This is a genomic window from Pseudomonas sp. URMO17WK12:I7, assembly GCF_003269045.1.
Lineage (GTDB): Bacteria > Pseudomonadota > Gammaproteobacteria > Pseudomonadales > Pseudomonadaceae > Aquipseudomonas > Aquipseudomonas putida_J.
This window is the reverse complement of the sequence record NZ_QLTL01000011.1, coordinates 225,857-243,832: the sequence shown is the minus strand read 5'-3', so window position 1 is coordinate 243,832 and position 17,976 is coordinate 225,857. Positions and strand designations below refer to the sequence as shown.

At 58.8% G+C, this 17,976-nt stretch carries 23 protein-coding genes; 11 read left to right on the top strand and 12 right to left on the bottom strand.

The window, feature by feature from the left end:
* Nucleotides 1-472: 472 nt before the first annotated feature.
* The 4 genes from H040_RS17170 to H040_RS17150 form a co-directional block, all read right to left on the bottom strand.
* Nucleotides 473-1,114 (bottom strand): 3-oxoacid CoA-transferase subunit B, encoded by a 642-nt coding sequence (locus H040_RS17170; RefSeq protein ID WP_027916916.1) that lies wholly within the window; start codon nucleotides 1,112-1,114, stop codon nucleotides 473-475.
* Nucleotides 1,115-1,122: 8 nt separating this feature from the next.
* On the bottom strand, nucleotides 1,123-1,818 hold the full coding sequence (locus tag H040_RS17165) for a 3-oxoacid CoA-transferase subunit A (RefSeq protein ID WP_027916915.1): 696 nt from the start codon (nucleotides 1,816-1,818) through the stop codon (nucleotides 1,123-1,125).
* A 634-nt stretch (nucleotides 1,819-2,452) separates the two neighbouring features.
* Nucleotides 2,453-2,812, bottom strand: a complete 360-nt coding sequence (locus tag H040_RS17155; protein WP_027916914.1) for a cupin domain-containing protein — start codon at nucleotides 2,810-2,812, stop codon at nucleotides 2,453-2,455.
* A 20-nt stretch (nucleotides 2,813-2,832) separates the two neighbouring features.
* On the bottom strand, nucleotides 2,833-3,417 hold the full coding sequence (locus tag H040_RS17150) for a GNAT family N-acetyltransferase (protein ID WP_027916913.1): 585 nt from the start codon (nucleotides 3,415-3,417) through the stop codon (nucleotides 2,833-2,835).
* A 168-nt stretch (nucleotides 3,418-3,585) separates the two neighbouring features.
* Between H040_RS17150 and H040_RS27505 the strand changes: the two genes are divergently transcribed.
* A complete protein-coding gene (locus tag H040_RS27505) occupies nucleotides 3,586-3,834 on the top strand; it encodes a hypothetical protein (protein ID WP_177326663.1) in 249 nt (82 codons plus the stop codon).
* 135 nt (nucleotides 3,835-3,969) lie between these two features.
* On the opposite strand, the gene H040_RS17145 is transcribed toward H040_RS27505, so the two are convergent.
* Complete coding sequence (locus H040_RS17145) at nucleotides 3,970-4,710, bottom strand: hypothetical protein (RefSeq protein WP_027916911.1); 741 nt, start codon at nucleotides 4,708-4,710, stop codon at nucleotides 3,970-3,972.
* Between the two features lie 218 nt (nucleotides 4,711-4,928).
* The gene (locus tag H040_RS17140) at nucleotides 4,929-5,381 is read right to left on the bottom strand and encodes a hypothetical protein (protein ID WP_027916910.1); all 453 of its coding nucleotides are present in this window, start codon (nucleotides 5,379-5,381) and stop codon (nucleotides 4,929-4,931) included.
* A 60-nt stretch (nucleotides 5,382-5,441) separates the two neighbouring features.
* On the opposite strand from H040_RS17140, the gene H040_RS17135 reads away from it, so the two are divergent.
* On the top strand, nucleotides 5,442-5,645 hold the full coding sequence (locus H040_RS17135) for a hypothetical protein (RefSeq protein WP_256208008.1): 204 nt from the start codon (nucleotides 5,442-5,444) through the stop codon (nucleotides 5,643-5,645).
* A 46-nt stretch (nucleotides 5,646-5,691) separates the two neighbouring features.
* Here H040_RS17135 and H040_RS17130 read toward each other — a convergent pair whose 3' ends face one another.
* Nucleotides 5,692-6,540 carry a hypothetical protein gene (locus H040_RS17130; protein WP_027916909.1) on the bottom strand — a complete coding sequence of 283 codons (849 nt, stop codon included), beginning with the start codon at nucleotides 6,538-6,540 and terminating at the stop codon, nucleotides 5,692-5,694.
* Nucleotides 6,541-6,811: 271 nt separating this feature from the next.
* Nucleotides 6,812-7,117, bottom strand: a complete 306-nt coding sequence (locus tag H040_RS17125; RefSeq protein WP_027916908.1) for an NIPSNAP family protein — start codon at nucleotides 7,115-7,117, stop codon at nucleotides 6,812-6,814.
* A 474-nt stretch (nucleotides 7,118-7,591) separates the two neighbouring features.
* Between H040_RS17125 and H040_RS17115 the strand changes: the two genes are divergently transcribed.
* From H040_RS17115 to H040_RS27800, 3 genes are all read left to right on the top strand, one after another.
* Nucleotides 7,592-8,164: a LysR substrate-binding domain-containing protein gene (locus H040_RS17115; protein ID WP_256208010.1), complete on the top strand. Its 573-nt coding sequence runs from the start codon at nucleotides 7,592-7,594 to the stop codon at nucleotides 8,162-8,164.
* Nucleotides 8,165-8,549: 385 nt separating this feature from the next.
* Complete coding sequence (locus tag H040_RS27805; protein WP_027916907.1) at nucleotides 8,550-8,804, top strand: hypothetical protein; 255 nt, start codon at nucleotides 8,550-8,552, stop codon at nucleotides 8,802-8,804.
* Nucleotides 8,767-8,916: an HTH domain-containing protein gene (locus tag H040_RS27800; RefSeq protein ID WP_256208007.1), complete on the top strand. Its 150-nt coding sequence runs from the start codon at nucleotides 8,767-8,769 to the stop codon at nucleotides 8,914-8,916. Before H040_RS27805 ends, H040_RS27800 begins: the two co-directional genes overlap by 38 nt.
* Nucleotides 8,917-9,003: 87 nt before the next feature.
* On the opposite strand, the gene nikR is transcribed toward H040_RS27800, so the two are convergent.
* Nucleotides 9,004-9,429: a nickel-responsive transcriptional regulator NikR gene (gene nikR / locus H040_RS17100; RefSeq protein WP_027916906.1), complete on the bottom strand. Its 426-nt coding sequence runs from the start codon at nucleotides 9,427-9,429 to the stop codon at nucleotides 9,004-9,006.
* 87 nt (nucleotides 9,430-9,516) lie between these two features.
* On the opposite strand from nikR, the gene nikA reads away from it, so the two are divergent.
* From nikA to H040_RS17070, 6 genes are all read left to right on the top strand, one after another.
* On the top strand, nucleotides 9,517-11,091 hold the full coding sequence (gene nikA, locus H040_RS17095; protein ID WP_027916905.1) for a nickel ABC transporter substrate-binding protein: 1,575 nt from the start codon (nucleotides 9,517-9,519) through the stop codon (nucleotides 11,089-11,091).
* A 1-nt stretch (nucleotide 11,092) separates the two neighbouring features.
* Nucleotides 11,093-12,034 (top strand): nickel ABC transporter permease subunit NikB, encoded by a 942-nt coding sequence (nikB, locus tag H040_RS17090; RefSeq protein ID WP_027916904.1) that lies wholly within the window; start codon nucleotides 11,093-11,095, stop codon nucleotides 12,032-12,034.
* Nucleotides 12,031-12,876, top strand: a complete 846-nt coding sequence (nikC, locus tag H040_RS17085; protein WP_027916903.1) for a nickel ABC transporter permease subunit NikC — start codon at nucleotides 12,031-12,033, stop codon at nucleotides 12,874-12,876. The genes nikB and nikC overlap by 4 nt, the downstream gene beginning before the upstream one ends.
* Entirely contained in the window at nucleotides 12,877-13,647 is a 771-nt protein-coding gene (nikD, locus tag H040_RS17080) for a nickel import ATP-binding protein NikD (protein WP_027916902.1), read from the top strand.
* Nucleotides 13,644-14,459, top strand: coding sequence for a nickel import ATP-binding protein NikE (gene nikE, locus H040_RS17075; protein ID WP_027916901.1), 816 nt, complete (start codon nucleotides 13,644-13,646; stop codon nucleotides 14,457-14,459). The genes nikD and nikE overlap by 4 nt, the downstream gene beginning before the upstream one ends.
* A 356-nt stretch (nucleotides 14,460-14,815) precedes the next feature.
* A complete protein-coding gene (locus tag H040_RS17070; protein WP_033695893.1) occupies nucleotides 14,816-15,028 on the top strand; it encodes a hypothetical protein in 213 nt (70 codons plus the stop codon).
* Between the two features lie 66 nt (nucleotides 15,029-15,094).
* Here the strand turns inward: H040_RS17070 and trbK are convergent, their stop codons facing one another.
* The 3 genes from trbK to H040_RS17055 form a co-directional block, all read right to left on the bottom strand.
* Complete coding sequence (trbK, locus tag H040_RS17065; protein WP_050437157.1) at nucleotides 15,095-15,340, bottom strand: entry exclusion lipoprotein TrbK; 246 nt, start codon at nucleotides 15,338-15,340, stop codon at nucleotides 15,095-15,097.
* A gap of 511 nt (nucleotides 15,341-15,851) precedes the next feature.
* On the bottom strand, nucleotides 15,852-16,751 hold the full coding sequence (locus H040_RS17060; protein ID WP_027916899.1) for a DMT family transporter: 900 nt from the start codon (nucleotides 16,749-16,751) through the stop codon (nucleotides 15,852-15,854).
* A gap of 120 nt (nucleotides 16,752-16,871) precedes the next feature.
* The gene (locus tag H040_RS17055) at nucleotides 16,872-17,936 is read right to left on the bottom strand and encodes an SDR family oxidoreductase (RefSeq protein ID WP_027916898.1); all 1,065 of its coding nucleotides are present in this window, start codon (nucleotides 17,934-17,936) and stop codon (nucleotides 16,872-16,874) included.
* Between the last annotated feature and the right edge of the window lie 40 nt (nucleotides 17,937-17,976).

Here is a 17,976-nt window from a genome sequence, read left to right as displayed (position 1 = left end):
GCTGTTCCGTGTCGAACCAGTTCCCTTGCCAGCTCGCCCGCGAGCAGGCTTCGGCGTTGATGGGCGATGGCCAAGGCCTTGATGGAGGGCGCAGAGATAGGCATGGGGGCTGCGAAAGGCCAGGTCTGAGAACGCATTACGGCTACCAGGTGTTCGTCGACAGTTGTGCAGTGCCTGTGAAATCGAGCGCCGCCCGCGCGGCGCATCGCGAATAAATTCGCTCCTACATTTGTTGCAACGTGGCCATGCCTGACAGGCCATGGTTTCCAGCCTGCCTGCAAGGCTCAGGGCATGCGCCGGGGCTGGCAACCATGGCATAACAGGTTCGGTACGTTGCAACAAATGTAGGAGCGAATTTATTCGCGATGCGCCGCGCGGGCGGCGCTCGGTCTAACAGCCGCTGTCTATTCAACGTCGAACACCTTTAGGCCATCACGCCCTGAATCCGGCGATAACGACCCACCGCTGCACGTCACTGACTCAGCGGCACACCACTGAGTTTCTGCAGCGCGTCGAAGTCGATGTCTGCGCAGATCTCTATCACTTTCAGGCCATCGGCGGTCACTTCCAGCACGGCCAGGTCGGTGTAGATACGGCTGACGCAACCGATGCCGGTCAGCGGGTAGGTGCACTCGGGCACCAGCTTGCTTTCGCCAGACTTGGTCAGGTGGTCCATCATCACGAACACCTGGCGGGCGCCGGTGGCCAGGTCCATCGCGCCGCCCACGGCGGGGATCGAACCCTCGGCACCGGTGTGCCAGTTGGCCAGGTCGCCCTTGACCGACACCTGGAAGGCGCCCAGTACGGCGATGTCCAGGTGGCCGCCACGCATCATCGAGAACGAGTCGGCGTGGTGGAAGAAGGCACCCCCGGTAAGCAGGGTAACGTGCTGCTTGCCGGCGTTGATCAGGTCATCGTCTTCCTCGCCCGGGGCCGGGCTCGGGCCCATGCCCAGCAGGCCGTTTTCGCTGTGCAGGAACACTTCCTTGTCGCCCAGGTAGTTGGCCACCAGGGTCGGTGCGCCGATGCCCAGGTTGACGTATGCGCCTTCCTGGATGTCTGCGGCCACGCGCTGGGCCATCTCGGTGCGGGAAAGCTTTTTGGTGATGGTCATGGCAGGCCTCAGACAGCGTTGGCGATCGAAGAAGCGGCAGCGCCGGAGACGGCAACCACACGCTGGACGAAAATACCCGGGGTGATGATGTGTTCCGGGTCCAGTTCACCGAGCTCGACGATCTGGTCGACCTGGGCGATGGCGGTCTTGGCGGCCATGGCCATGATCGGGCCGAAGTTGCGGGCGGCCTTGCGGTAGGTCAGGTTGCCCCAGCGGTCGCCCTTGTGCGCCTTGATCAGCGCGAAGTCAGCGTGCAGCGGCATTTCCAGCACGTACTGGCGGCCGTCGATCTCACGGGTTTCCTTGCCCTCGGCCAGCAGCGTGCCGTAGCCGGTCGGCGAGAAGAATGCACCGATCCCTGAGCCCGCCGCGCGGATACGCTCGGCCAGGTTGCCCTGCGGCACGACTTCCAGTTCGATCTTGCCGGCCCGGTACAGTTCGTCGAAGACGTATGAGTCAGACTGGCGCGGGAAGGAGCAGATTACCTTGCGCACGCTGCCCGCCATCAGCAGAGCGGCCAGGCCGATCTCGCCGTTGCCGGCGTTGTTGCTGATGATGGTCAGGTCGCGGGCACCGGTGGCGATCAGGCCATCAATGAGTTCCGAAGGCATGCCGGCAGTGCCGAAACCGCCGACCATGATGGTCGAGCCGTCGGTAATCCCTTCCACCGCGCTGGCGATGGACTCAAACGTTTTATTGATCACAGCGAGCTCCTGGTTCTTCCTGGAGTATGGTTTGTCGACCTGGCCGCGTGCGGACGCGGTGGGGCCATTCAGCGCTTGGCGTTGTGTGCTGACTTGCCTATAGCGTGCCGCAAGACAGGGCAACAGTAGAGAGGGCGGAGTGGAATTTGTGCGATTACCGAACTGTTGTGCGATTTATGAGCGGCTCAGGTCACCTGCGTTCACGCGGATGCAAACGACGGTCGTTCCGCGAACCATGCCACCGCCACCGCCACCGCCACCGCCACCGCCTTGAACGCCTCGGCTGAAGGCGTCAGCGGAGAGCGCTGGTCATGCGCCAGCACGATGCTATGGGTTGGCAGTTTTCCCTCGGTCGGCCGGCAGACCAGCGCTTGGCCATCATCGCTACGGTCACCAAATGGGGGTATGGATCAGCGCCACGCCAAACCCGTTGGCGACGAGGCTGCGCTGCAACTCGAAGGTGCGCACACGGTGCACGGCGGCAGGTGAAAGGTCGTAGAAGCTGAACAGATCCAGTATTCCCCGACCTGCTATGAAGGCCTAAAACCTGCGCTGTACCTGTGGGAGCCGCGCAACCAGCAGGCAAGGCTGCAACCTGGCTTTGCGCTGCGCGCGATGAAACGCGACCCGGTGACTAGTTCGCGGGCAAGAGGATCACGAAGTTCTTTTTCATGTCTTCCAGCACGGTCCATTTGCCCTTGGCGCCCGGCTCGATAATGAACGTGTCGCCAGTGGCCAGTGTGACGGGGGGGCAACCCTCGAGCTCGATGACGCAGGTTCCACTCAGCACATGGCAGAACTCCCAAACTGTGTAGTCGATGCGCCACGCTCCGGTGCTGGCTTCCCATTCTCCGGAAATACGACCTTGCTGTTCATCGTGGTAGTACTTGGACGTCAGCGTATGAGGGGTGCCTTCCAAGACCTCTTCAAAAAAGGGAAGGTCACGCACCGGTTGGATATCCAGTTCGCGGAACACGGTCAGTTTGTTGTTCATGGTTTTTTCTCGAGCACGTTTTAGATAGGGCGATACATCAAATAGGCTTCACCGGTTACGCCCAGCATCGGGTGCGGAACGATCTGGCAGGTTTTAACAATCTGAAAACCGTGGCGTTCGTAGAAGCGGCGTGCACCGTGGTTTTCTGCATAATCGATCAGGCATAGCCCATTCAGGCCAGCGTCCTCAGCACGTTGCTGGGCGTGGCGAAGAAACTGCACGCCCAACCCTTGGCTGCGCCAGGCTTCATCCAGGGCCAGGCTGGATAGGTACAAGGTGTCGGGTATTTCCATGTCGGAATAGGGCGCAAGGACAGGGTCTGACTCGACAGGCCTGTCAGGGGTCTCGTGCAAGGCATAGCTATGCATCATGCCGATGACGCGCCCTTCGAAAGTGGCCATCAGGCAGTTCTTGTAGGAGAAGTCGCCCTGTTCCCTGGCATAGCGAGAAGCACCGACACTCAGCAATGCTTCACCAGGTGCGGCAAGCTTGCTCCATATGTAATCGGCCATGCCCTCCGATGTCAGTTGAAAGAAGCGTGCAATATCGCGCGCGTCTGAGGCTTGCGCGGGTCTGAAGTCGATAGGCAAGTACAGTGCTCCCATGGCATCGGGTGATTAGTTTTCAAGGATTACGCCTTTGACAGGGGGGCAGGGTAGGCGGGTTCAGCGGTTGCCATCATGCTCTGGGCGAACACCGTCAGCACGGCCTGCGACGTTGCCCATGTTCAAAGGCATGTGGCCGTCTAATGGCTCAGGCCTGGGGAATCGATCATGCAATTGCTGGAGGTGGAGAGGCGAGAAGCGGGGGCGATGTTTACTTCCATGGCGGGGTGGCCGGAAACTGAGCAGGTCGTGTTGCACGAAATGGCAGCAACCGACCCATTGCGGACATTCAACAGAGGCTACAATACAACACCAAATCACCAAAAACTGCCTGCCCTACGGTTCGTCTTCCTCAATAAAGCTCGCAATCGCATCAAGGTGTTGTATTGGGAGCGTCGACAGCCAGTCTCTGCCTAGCGTTCGTGCGCCAGTCGCCATGAAGGCGAGAGCTGTGATTTCTCCACGCCGCGGCACGGCGTGATAGAAGGCACGTGTCAGGCTCCCGAAGACCCTCGATAAGTGCTGCCCCTGCCTGAGGGCCTGAAGCATTGGTTAGGGGCCGTCAGCATCCTGCCCCGGGGCGACGGAATGCTGCATCCTCAAAATGAATTGCTGGGTTTCGGGCAATAGTTTCTGGAACACCTCGTCCAGTTCCGGGGCAATCTGGATATCCCCGCCTCGTAAACCCTGGGCAACCTGATCCTGGTAACGCTCAACAAAACGCTGCCGGATGTGCAGTGCCTCGGGGGCATCGTTGGCGACAAGTTCTTCAAGAACTCCTTGCACTGCCTGCATGAACACCAAGCTGCGCTTGTACTGCTGGTCTCGAAGCCTGGATTGCTCGAGCGCTGCTGCATAATGCTCATCCATGACCTCAACCCTTGCCTGCAACAGGTCATTGGTGCTCTGCAATGCCTCAAACGCTTTTGACATTCCAGTCGTCTGTCCGCCCTCGGCGCACTTGCCCGCTTTCGCGACTTGGGAGAGTTGTTGGTACATCAGGTCAATCATTGTCTCCTGGCGCTCTACAACGGCCCTGAGCTGCACTGCCTCCTCGAAATACTGCCGGAGATGCCCCCTCAGCGGCTCCAATTTTTCATTGGCGCACGCCGCCCCCGCATCCCAGCCTTGCGAGTAGCCTTGGGAATGCCCTTCATCGAAGCCCTCCTTGCGCCCTTCTTGCTGCCCCTGGCTGCGCCCGACATGCAAGTTGGAGATCGCATGGTCCAGCGACCCGATATAACCGCCATCCAGGCCGCCACCGCGCCTGCCCGCACCCCAGTTGTGATCCATCTGTCACCTCCTTTGATCCGCCTGTCGTTAGCATGCCCACCGGCGAAGTCTGGCACAGGGTGGCGGATGAATGTCAGCGTCGTACAGCGCTCGGAATCGGGCAACATTGGTGTGGGTAGCCTTGGGCTGGCCATGCCCTTGTTGCTGCCAGTACCATCGAAGTGCACCGTGACGTGCAATGAATCATTCATGCCATTTCCCTATGAACATACGTCGGATCAGTCCGCATTCAACTTCAGAATGTGATCACGTATTGCAAACCCGGCCTGGTCGATGAGTGGTTCCCAGAACTCACGCCCCCTGGTCATGAGTGGCGATCCTCGCAAAGCGTCCGCCGAGGCATGCAGTGCAAGCACTCCGAACTCTTCAGCCATGCTGGTGACGCTGCGCTTACGCCTGTCCAGGTTGTCATACGGTTTCTGATACCACGTCGCGATCTGGAACTCGACACCCTGCTCTTCGAACTTGGCGTACAGATGAGAGATCAGTGAAATGATGGTTTCGCGAATCAGGCCAGGGTCAACGCCCTGTGTTTCCAGGAAAGCCTGGGTAGCAATCTGGGCAACCGCAGTCAGATCTTCGTGGGTATAGCCAGACATCGGCGGAAAAACGCCATCCGGCAATTCCATCTTGGCATCTAAGTCGTGGCAGGTATTTTCATCATCTTGCATGAAGGGCTCCAGAGCAGTTCAGCTCATGAAAATGAATGCCGACAAAGAGCAGTTGAACACATGCACTCCTTGCTGGGCGAGTGTGGCCAGGCTTACCCAGCGCTCGTAACGTCGGTCGAGGGCTCCATCCTGGCTCGCGAGTTTGCCCACGAACGTGCCGCACAGCAGGCTGACGTCAGCCAAGACTGGCTGAACGCTGCCGATATACCCCCCACAGGGATCATCGAGTCAGCCGCAGACGACATCTGGAACATGAAGCCCTAGCCAAAAATGCAGGCACACAACCGACAAAGGCAGGTGAATTCACGCGCTATCGCGAAGCAGTCTTGAACTGCCGGGTGCTGTCCTTGCACCCCATGGATGCAACCGTGAACAACACCTCATACCGCGTGTATGCACTGGCATCAATGCTCGATGGCCTAGGCCCCTTGTCCACGGTCTTGCTGTATGCAAGCACCGCATCGCACGCGATAGCATCCACGACCTGGTTGCTGACACTAGCCGCACGCTGGCGCATTCCCAGCTCGAACTGCGCATCATCCAGAACAACCGGCGTACGCGCTGGCGTGGTCGCCAATGCAGCGTAAGTCCCTTGGGTTTCCCCCAGCAAACGTACGGCAATCGTGATACCGCCACCGTTCTCGATCTGCGGATACCCGGCAAACCGGGCAGTGAACTTATCCGTAGCCGCCAACTGGCTTACCGTGCGACCCACCACTTTGGCCCAGTATTCATTTGGCGGATTGGACGGCTCATAAGCTGGCGCCCCGCGATCATAGGGCTTGCCCGCCATCCTGAGCTGCTCCTGGCGCAAGAAGTAGCTGGAGCGGCATTTATTACTAATCTGCGCTTCCAGCGGCCGACCAGACTTTGCGCTGTAAAGCAAAGCAGATGCGCATTGCAGCTCGAACTGCCCGTTGAGGTACAGTGGCTCACCGGTCCCCAACGGACTTATAGTGGGAATAAGGTTGACCACCCCCCCACCGGCCCCTCCCGCAAGCCCGGTCACAAGGGCATTGGGCATCATCGAAGTAAGCGAACTGACAGCCTCGTCCGAAAAGCGAATCTTGTTGGTCCCGTCCGGCATGTGCTCGGTGGTTACACAGCCCGCCATTGCCGCAGCCGCCAGCAGGGGCAGGATGAGTTTGCACTTGGTCATGCTTGTGTCCTTACTTGAAAAAATCGAACCAATTTATCAACCCGACCTGCCTACAAGTTGAGGTCTTAGCTTACCAGTGGCATGACTGGCTTACAGTTCCACGGCAACAACGTTTCGAAGTCACAAACTGTTGACGCATGCGGCAACAGTTGCAGTGCGTAGCGCAGCCACGCATAGGGGGCGCTGGCGATCGATCCATTGAAACTCGCACGAACGTGACGATGTTAGGCCAGACCGACTCAATACGCATGACGCTGGGGTTGCCTGAGCATCACGCAAGCAAAGGGCGAAAGAAGGTTCTCTCGTAGCTCATGATGAACTTCAATTCGGACGCTTCCTCAACCAAACGTACACATTCAGGATCGACTGCGGCTTCTTGCCGATACTGTTCGTAGTCGGCAAGGCTGGAGAAGCTAAAGAGGCAATACGCGACGTTATTTGCTCCTTCAGCCGGTAGGAAGTAGCCGTGATGCTGGCCACCCATTCGGGTTACTACCGGAATCCAAGAGCGGGAATAGCGTTCGAACGCATTGATTTGATGGGGGTCGATGATGTACCGGACATGACAGGTGATCATGAAATCGTTCCTTGATTTGGGATCGCTATTTTAGTGGGGGGCAACGACGGGTCAAGAGCAAATGACAATCGCTCACGTGCGGATGATTCTTGAGTCGCTCTTGGTTTGGTACCTCGAATGGCTGCAAAGGGTCGAAAGCAGCCTGTTGCCACTGACCGCAATCGACCCTTAGCGGCCATGAACATTCACCCAAGAGATTGTTCTCACGGGTAGACGATCAGGAATCGAAGTGGTCACCCGGCATGATGGAATGCGTATAACTAAGTTCTGGTTGAATGCCTTGATCTCGAACGCCAAAGCCTTGGCGCTGTCATTGGGTCAAGCTGGATATAACTGATCAACTATCGAGACTGTAATGGGCGAGCGTTCGCCGCCGGTGTGAAGTGTGGTATCCGTTTCAATCAGCATGACCGCACACTCATCCTCAGCTATTGGCTTGTGTCGGATCTGTTTGGGGAGGAGTCAGCTGCCTTGGTGCGCCTTGGGCTCCCCTTCGATATGGCCGGAGCCCCGCTTGCCCCCTTGCTCAAGGCTTTTAGTAATGCCTTTCCGAGGGCCGAGGTAAAGATTTTCAGCGCTGCCTCGATGGATCTCGACCAAGCGTTCGCCGACGGCAAACTCGATCTGGTACTCAGTCAAGGCCCGATCAACGTCGAATTGGGCGAACGGCTGACTGTGGATCAACTCGTATGGTTGGGCAACGAGGCGACAGCAGCACAGAGGCCATTATCCCTGTGCTTTCTGACCGCGAATTGTGCTTTTCGCGATACCGTTTTGCAGCGTCTTGGCGAAGAAGGTATTGTCGGAAGGATGGTGTTCGAAAATACCTCAGCCGATACTACATTGACCATGGTTCGCAGTGGGCTTGCGGTCACGCCTTGGCTGCGAAGCCTCGCTCCCGAAGGACTCATACTGTCTTTACCGGACTGTGGGCTACCGACATTGCCCGAGTTCGCGGTGCGGTTGCAGATGGTGGATAATGCCAGTAGTCCTATTTCTGATCTTGCTGATCTTATCAGGGATCATTTTAAGCGCTCTGACATCTAAAGCGCCGAAAGATTTTTCAGGCATTACCTAAAGCACCCATCGGGTTTGGAAGGGACAAAGTGCGCCATGCTGCCGATCAACTCGACGCGTTATGAGCGGCTATTTAGGAACAGCCACTTTGGGTCGAAAGCTGCCGTACGTGACAGACCGCTATCGACCCAAAGCTGCCCTTCCCGAAAGGCGGCAACCGGCCAAAAGCGAACGACTAGAGTTGCCTACGAAACTGGGTTCGATTCAGTCGTTACGCTCGAAGGGGCAACGTAAGCGTCTGCCAAACCCACCTTCCTGATGCTTACGCTGAGGGCGATGAAGTCCATCTATTGAGGTGCCCTCTACTGTCGGGCAAACTCCGGTTGTTTCATTGGCCGATAACAGGAGTTTACGGATGCCATTTCCACTGACGGAGCATAATGCCTTGTTGGCCCTAAAGGGCGTAGGGCCGGCTGTTATCGCTCGCCTTGAGCAGATGGGCATTGACTCGCTAGCTGTGCTCAGCAAAGCGAATGCTTGTGACATTCTGGCTCAGGCGTCGGCAGCAGCGGGATCGAGTTGCTGGAAGAATAGCCCCCAAGCTCGGGCCGCCATTAACGCGGCCATCGAGCTTGCAAAGGACTCTCAGTTGGGCACACCTAGCGCGTAAAGCTGATCGCTTATTTCAATTGGTAAATCTGATTCGTGTCCATCAGCCAATCTCCGCTGAACGACTGGCTAGCCGAATTGGCGTTTCCGTTCGCTCAATCTATCGATACTGAATCGCCCCTGGTTTCCTAGATTCCTCCAGGTCTCATTAAAGGGCTTGGAGGTGTCCAGGGCACCAGGGGCGATTCACAACGCTTCATCTAATGGTCGCAGAGCGGACGCTGGGACAGTGGTGCTGGGATCACGTGTACTTGTCCATATTCCACTCCCCGCTCGACCATCAACTGGCGCGACAGCTCACTAATACGCCCACGTTCACCCTGTAACACCGAGACTTCCAGGCAATGCCCGGCATCCAGGTGTACGTGCAATGTCGAGCGTGTCAGGTCATGGTGGGCATGCAAGGTCTGGTTCAGGCGCTTGGGCAGCTCACGGGTGGTGTGGTCGTACAAATAGCTGACCACCGCCACGCACGGCGTATCGTCGGGCAACGCCTCGGCTTCGCGCAGGCCGCTGCGCAGCAGGTCGCGAATGGCCTCCGAGCGCCCTTGATAACCTTGCACTTCCACCCGCCGATCAATGAGATCCAGCAGTTCTTCATCCAGCGTGATGGTGATCCGTTGCATTTTGTAACTTCCAGTAAGATGATTTTACGTAGACATCATACCCACCGCTGATTAGCCTACGCCCTCCGTTGAAGTGGGGGACGCAGTGTGAAGCAGCAGCCAGGCAAACGAAAGCCCGCCTTGTGGGGCATCCTTTTCCTCGCGGCGAGCGCCTTCGCTGAAGCCGCCGACACCCAGGCCCCAGGTCCGACACTGGTGTACTCCTGGCCCGTCAACGCGGGCCCGCTTGACCCGCGTGGCTACTCGCCGAATCAGATGTACGCCCAGGCGATGGTGTACGAACCGCTGGTGCGCTACACCCACTCCGGTACTGTCGAGCCGTGGCTGGCCACCAGTTGGAAGGTTTCCGATGACGGCAAGACCTATACCTTTATCCTGCGCGACGGGGTGCGCTTCAGCGATGGCACTGCGTTCGATGCTGCGGCCGCCAAGGCCAACCTGGATGCGGTCCTGGCCAACAGCCAACGCCACCGCTGGATGGAGCTGGTCAGCACCCTAGACCACGTAGACGCTCCGGATCGCCTGACCTTGCGCCTGGTGCTCAAGCACCCTTATTACCCAACCCTGATGGAGCTGGCCCAGGTTCGCCCGCTGCGCTTCGGCGCGCCCGCTGCCAAGCCCGGGCAGCCCGTAGGTACCGGGCCATGGGTACGTGCCGAATCACGTCTGGGCGAGTTCGACCGCTTCGTGCGCAATCCGCTGTACTGGGGGCCGAAGCCAGCCTATGGCGAGGTCATGGTCAAGGTCATTCCCGACCCCAACAGTCGTGCCCTGGCTTTGCAGGCTGGCGAGGTCGAGCTGATCCAGGGCGCCGCCGGCGAGATCACTGCCGGCACCTTCGTACGCCTGCGCGACCAGGGCTACGCCACTGCGCTGTCGGCCCCCTTGGCCACGCGCACGCTGGCCATGAACACTGGCCGTGGTGCCACTCGTGACCTGGCGGTGCGCCAGGCGATCAACGAGGCGGTGGACAAGCAGGCGATCATCGACAAGATCCTCTACGGCCTGGAGCCAAAGGCTGACACACTGTTTGCTAGCAACATGCCGTACGCAGACATTGGCCTGAGGCCTTATCCGTACGATCCCGCTCAGGCGATGCAGGCACTGGAGACTGCGGGCTGGACACTCGCTCCCGGTGCGTCCGTGCGCAGCAAAAACGGTGAGCCGCTTTCGATCGAACTGGTGTTCCTCGGCACCAGCGCCCTGCAAAAAAGCCTGGCCGAAGTGCTGCAAGGCGAGCTAGCCAAGGTCGGTATCCATATCGAGCTGCGCGCCGTGGAAGAAGGCGCCTTGGTCCGCCGCCAGCGCGACGGTGACTTCGGCATGATCTTCGCCGACACCTGGGGCGCCCCTTACGACCCGCATTCGTTCGTCAGTTCCATGCGTTATGCCGGCCACGCCGACTACATGGCCCAGCGCGGCCTGGCGATCAAGGACGAACTCGATCAGCGCATCGGCCAGGTGCTGGCCAGCACCGACGAGAAAAAACGTACCGATCAGTACCGTTTCATCCTCACCACCCTGCACGAACAGGCCGTGTACCTGCCGATCTCGCACCTTACCGCCATCAGCGTGCGGCGTGATTCGGTGGCCCACGTGCAGTTTGGAAGCACCCTTTTCGATGTGCCGTTCGAGGCCATGACACCGAAGCAGGAGCCCTGACATGCTGCGCTACATACTGATGCGCCTGGTGTTGCTGGTGCCAGTGATGTTAGGCGTGTCGCTGCTGGTGTTCGTGCTGTTGCACCTGGGCAGTACGGACCCGGCGCTGGATTATCTACGCCTGTCGCACATCCCGCCGACCGATGCGGCCATCACCGAAGTGCGCCACACCTTGGGCCTGGATCGTCCCTTGCACGCGCAGTACCTGAGCTGGCTGTGGAAAGCCCTGCATCTGGACTTCGGTATTTCCTACCTGACGGGCCGGCCGGTGCTCGATGACCTGCTGTACTACCTGCCCGCCACCCTGCAACTCGGCGGCTTGGCCCTGGCCTGTACGCTGTTACTGTCGATTCCGCTAGGGCTGATGGCGGCACGTTGGCAGGGCCGCTGGCCCGATCATGCGGTACGAGCGGTCACCTTCCTGGGCGTGTCGATGCCCAACTTCTGGCTGGCGTTCTTGCTGATCGCGCTGTTCTCGCTGTGGCTGGGCTGGTTACCACCGCTGGGACGGGGCACGGCCGGGCACCTGGTGATGCCGGTGCTGGCCATTGCCCTGATGTCGATGTCGATAAACGCCCGCCTGCTGCGCGCCAGCTTGCTCGAAGTTAGCGGCCAGCGCCATGTCACCTACGCCCGCGCCCGCGGCCTGCCCGAGCGCCGGGTATGGCGCCACCATGTGCTTCGCAACGCCTGGCTGCCATTTGTCACGGCCACCGGCATGCATGTGGGCGAGTTGATAGGGGGTGTACTGGTGATCGAAACCATCTTCGCCTGGCCCGGAGTGGGTCGTTTCGCCGTTTCGGCGGTGCTCAACCGAGACTTTCCAGTGATGCAGTGTTTTACCCTGCTGCTGACCGGTCTGCTCATGGTCTGTAACCTGGTGGTGGACGTGTGTTACGCCTGGCTCGATCCGCGCAGCCGGCTGGAGGGCGCTAGCGCATGACCGTTCTCACCACAATTCGTCGGCCGGCACTGGCCGGCCACACTGGCCTGATTATCGGGATAATCCTCGTGGGGCTTCTGATTGTCCTGGCCGTGTTCGGCCAGTGGCTGGCACCGCACGACCCTGACCTGGTCGACCTCAGTCAGCGTCTGATGCCTCCGGACGCCCGCCACTGGCTGGGCACCGATCACCTGGGCCGCGACCTGCTCTCTCGCTTGATTGTCGGCACCCGACTGTCACTGGGCAGCGTGATGCTCACGCTGGCAATGGTGTTGGCCCTTGGGCTTGTCGTGGGTGGGCTTGCGGGCTTCCTCGGCGGGCGGACCGACCTGCTGCTGATGCGTCTGTGCGATATGTTCATGACCTTCCCGACGCTGGTGCTGGCGTTCTTCTTCGTTACCCTGCTCGGTACCGGCCTGACCAACGTGATCATCGCCATCGCGTTGTCCCATTGGGCCTGGTATGCACGCATGGTGCGCGGCATGGTGATTGCTCAGCGCGGTCGCGAATACGTGCTGGCTTCGCGCTTGGCCGGCGCTTCGCGCTGGACGCGCCTGCGTCAGCATGTATTGCCAAACATCGCCGGCCCGCTGCTGGTGCTGGCGACCATGGACATCGGGCACATGATGATGCACGTCTCGGGCCTGTCGTTTCTGGGCCTGGGGGTGACGCCTCCGACCGCCGAATGGGGCGTGATGATCAACGACGCCAAGGAATTCATCTGGACCCACCCACAGTTGCTGCTGTTGCCGGGGCTGATGATCTTCTTCTCGGTAATGGCCTTCAACCTGCTGGGCGATGCCCTGCGCGACCGCCTTGACCCGACTCGGGAGCACCACTAGATGACTCCATCTACCCTGGAAGTCCGTGACCTGCGTATCGAGGGCCATGCCAGCGCATTGGTGCAGGGCATCGATCTCCAACTCCATCGCGGCGAAGTCAGTGCACTGGTCGGGGCCAGTGGTTCAGGCAAGTCGCTGAGCTGCCTGGGCATGCTCGACCTTTTGCCGGCAGGCCTTTTACGCACACAGGGCCAGTTGCTGCTCGACGACCAACCGGTGAACGCAGCCCAAGTGCGCGGCCGCCTGGCCAGCCTGGTGCTGCAAAACCCGCGTAGCGCCTTCAACCCGGTACGCAACATGGCCAGCCACGGGCTGGAAACGCTTCGCCAGCGCGGCATGACAGGTACCAGTGCCCGTGAGCGCATGGCCCATTGCTTGGAAGTCGTGGGCTTGGAAGATCAAACCCGCGTCCTGCAATCGTTCGCCTTCCAGCTCAGCGGCGGCATGCTGCAACGCATGATGATCGCCCTGGCGTTAATGGCCGAAACGCCGTTTCTCCTGGCGGACGAACCCACCAGTGATCTGGATGTGCTGAGTCAAGCGCGCTTTCTCGATCTGCTCATGGAGTTGGTCGAGGGGCATGGCCTTGGCGTGCTACTGGTAACTCACGACATGGGCGTGGTAGCGCGCTGCGCCGATCAGGTCGCGGTGATGGAGGCTGGCCGGATTGTCGAGCGGCAGCCGGTGAATGCACTGTTCAGCAACCCCACCAGCGACGTCGCGCGCACGCTGCTCGAAGCCCATCAAATCCTGTGCGCAAGCCCATTATGAGCCTGCTACATGTCCACCAATTGAGCCATCGCTACCGCACTGGCGGATTGCTGCACAAACGCGGTTGGCTACAGGTCCTCGACGGTATAGATCTGGAGCTTCAGGCAGGCCAATCGCTCGGCTTGCTGGGCAGCAGTGGCAGTGGCAAAAGCACGCTGGCCCGCCTGCTGCTCGGGTTGGAAAAACCGAGCCAGGGCGAGGTGACGTTCGCCGGCCAAGCCGTCAGCCAACTACGAGGTGAATCAGCGCGTGCATTCCAACGCACCGTGCAGTTGGTGTTCCAGGACGCGCCAGGCGCATTTAACCCGCAGCGCAGCATCGGCTGGAGCATTGCCGAGCCGTTGCGTCACTTGAGCAATCTGGATCAGCCAGCCCGCCGCACACGTGCCGTTGAGTTGCTTGAACAAATGGGCCTGCGTGCCGAGCACGCAGAACGCCTGCCACAGCAACTCAGCGGAGGTCAGCTACAAAGGGCCAGCATCGCACGAGCGTTGGCGATTTCACCAAAACTGGTGGTGCTCGACGAGGCGCTATCCAACCTGGATCGTGTGCTGCAACTGCAACTGCTGCAACGCCTCGAAGCACTGCGTCGCGATCATGGCACTGCCTTCCTTCTGATCACCCATGACCTCAGTCTGGTGCGCTACTTTTGCCAGCGGGTTGTCGTGCTCGATGCTGGGCGCATGGTCGAAGACCGCCTGATAAACGGCAACCTGTCGTTTGACCACCCGGTAGGGCAACAGCTGCAAGCCGCCGTGTTGCCTGAACGCCCAACAAAGGCCGGCGCTCGGGTGAATGGATCTTTCGTGTGAGCAAATGAGCGTAATGGGCACTCATCCTCAGCGGGTAGAAAGCAGGCGGTCAGCACTGTGCGCTATCGGCCACCGGTACCAGGCCCCTTTGTAGATCACGTTATCGCGACCCTGCGTAGCGCATTTAATTTTCAGCTGCCTGGTTAACCTAAATAAGGTCAGGCTTCGCGACCCATAGCGGACATCTGTAAACGGTACTGACCAGAGCTATGGAACGCCGCCTGCTCTGGGGTGGTGGGGGGGCGGCCTTGGATGCAGGCACGCCCAATAGCAGACCACCAAGGCAACGCACAGACGCTTTTGTGAACCGAAGGAAGTTTTGCTATAACAGCCGGCCACCTCAAAGGAATGAACCTATGACAATCAAATCTGTAATTTTTCTCACCGCTGCGCTTGCTTCAGGTTTCGCCATGGCGGCGGGTGAGCCTGATTATTCAGTGTCAGAAGAGCATTGCACTCCTGAGTACTGGGAGAATCTACCAGATGGCAAGAAGACGGAAGATCTAATCGATAAGTGCGATGATCTGGAGCCATCCGAGAACGGCGGTTCTGGGCAAAAGACCCGCTGAGCGCGATCCGAAGGATAAGGAGCCCGTAGGCTCCTTATTGGCGAGGTGGCTTGTCAGGCTAGATGCTCAGAAATTGTCTTCTGGGCTTTTCTTGAATTCCCATTCGGTCATCTTCTTCGCGGCGATGAAACTCTTGCAGTTTGCGATGAACTCGTTACGGTTCGATTCTTTCGACAAACTCGCCAGATTCTTTTCGTACATCTCCGGAGCACAGTTGTCTGCTGTCGGCTCGGGTACTTTTTCCTCTGAGCAGGCTGCCAAAATCATGGCCAATCCCATGGCTGCACCCAGCCGAGCCAATTTGATATCCATATTGTGATCCTTAGGTCATTGCGTTCAGCTTGGTAGTGGGCTCCCTTGAGCCCGCAGTAGCCTAAAGCGCGGGGGCGTGAAACACCAGCCTCGGCCATTTCTCTCGCTATACACCAACGGACGTTTTGTGTCGAAAGCAGCCATTTACGACCGGTAACTAACGCTCCCGAGCGTGCGCATCGAGCGAATCATGCGCAGGACCAGCGAGCAACTCTCGCCGTTTGACGGCAAAAGCACAGTCCTGTCAGCTACAAGACTCAGGCCGCTGGCTAAAACTGTCCAACTTTTCGGGGGCAGACCACTTCGTGGGAGCAGGTTTAGCCGCGAACACCGGCACTGCAAACCACCTGGCAGCGACCAACCATTGCCCTGTCACTCGACAGCAACTCGGCCGATAGCCAGCACCTGGAGGTTGGGTAGCCCGGTGGATGTCCACTTTCGGCCAGCAACGGCCAGCCTCTTGAGCCACTTCAAATAACTGATTGTTGAAGTTATCAGGGTCCGAAAAAGCTCACTCGGTCGAAGGGGCAGATACTTTGCCGCCCAAGCGGATTAGTTCATTGGAGAAGCACAGTCCGATGATGATCAGTGCCGCTCCCACGTACAGGCTTTCGCGCGGTACCTCATTGAGCACCACAAATGCCAGCAGCGCGGCGAACAGGGGTTCGGTCAGCTCCAGCGCCTGCACTTGTGATGGTTTGAGATACTCGATGGCCTTGGTGGTGCAGAAGAAACCCAGGACTGTCGGCAGCGTGGCCAGCGCCAGTAGTACAGCGATCGCCAGCAGCGACAGCTCTCCTGTCACGAAACCATCGGCCGCAGCCGGCATCAGCAGGTACAGGCTGCCAAAGAACAACAATTGTCGGGTGAAATGCAGCCCTCCCGATACCCCCATCCTTTTCATGGCAACCGAAAAGGCCCCATAGCCACATCCACCAATCGAAGCAAGCACTGCGCCTTGCAGCGTGAAGCCTTCTCCCAGGTCGGCGCCAAAAATCACCGTAATACCGGCGATGGCCAAGCCGGCGCCAACCATTGCGTTGGCGGTAATGGGGTCATGAAGGACCATGCGTCCAAAGAGAATCGACGATAGGGAGGCGCTCGCCATCAGAATGACGACGACGCCCGCCGCCGCGTAATGGCTATAGGCCGAGGTTTCAAAGTGGAACAACACGAAAATTCCGAGAAAGGCACAAATGGCTGCGTGAAACCACTTGGCAGTGGTCGCGGGTCGCTTGGAAAACAGGAGCAGGACTGACAGTAGCAGGCAGCCGAAAACTGTCTTAATTAAGGCGATGCTGCTGGAGTTGAATCCACTGTTCATCAACATCTTGCTAAGTACGCCGATTGTCGCATTCAGGGCCGCGGCGCAGAGTGCAAAGAGGACGCCTTTGCCAAAATAGGATTGCATTAGTACATTCCTTGTCACGGGTCTTTAGAGTACGGAGAGGTCTTGCTGACATAGGGCCACGCGCTTCGAACGCGAGCTCGCTGTCTTACGTATTTCTTGAGCCATTACGGCCGGCCTGCCTTAGTGGAGAAACTGATCCTTGACGTAGCGCACCGTCTTCTCCAACGTGCGCGCCATATCGGGATGAGTTAACTGATACTTGCGTTCCAATTGCTCGCTATCACTCATGTCGAAGCGCTGCGTATGGATGAAGTGCAATGACTCGTCGCTGATCGCAAATCGTGCTGCCAGCCCGGGAATCGTCAAAAGCCACCTGAGCAACCTTATCGGTACATGCCGGCGGGGCGCCTTGACCTCCAGCGTTTTTGCGATCTGCTCAAGCATCCCCTGCAGGCTCAATGTGTATTCATAGAGCGCCAGCGCCTGCCGGTTGGCCATCGAGGGATCGAACGCCACATAGGTCATCATCGCCACCAGGTAGTCAACGCTGACTAATGGCAACCAGTGCTTGGGGGAACCGGGGACCGCTTTGAACCGACCTTGTGCCAGATTTCGAATGAGTGCGACCAGAGGTTGTCCCTCCAGTATGTGCCCACTCTCGCTGTGGCCACACACCGTAGCAGGATGAACGATCGTGTAGTCCGCGCCCGCATCCTGCATATAACGGATGACTGCAAAATGTGACTCGATCTTGCTTCCTTCGTAACCACCTACACGTCCGTAGACTTTGTGCCAACTTGTGTTTTCAGGGCACTCTATATCAACACCGATACTGGCAAGGTGGTTAAGGTTTTTCAGCATAAAGCCGCCCACCATCAGCAATCGGATGCTCTGGCTCGCCGCAAGCTTGGCGACCCTCAGCGCCCCAAGCACATTGACTGATTGGGCGCGCTCCATTGTCAGCCCCCAGGAAAACTCCGCCGCGAGGTGGAAGATCACAGAGGTCGAAGACACGCACTGCTTGTCCGCTTCGCTGAGCCCAAGCCCGTCTATGCTGATATCGCCCTCAACGGCATGGACATAGGCAGGATTACCGCCCAGTTGACTTACCTGTTTTCTAAGACGCTCAATGTTGCCAGGGGTGCGCATAAGCACCCAGGTCTTGTACCCTGCAGCAGTAAGACGGGCCAGTAAATGTTGCCCCACAAATCCACTGCCGCCTGTGACGAAGCATTCCACGCTCATGCCTGATCCCTTGTTTGGATAATGGGCGCAGGCTAAGGTG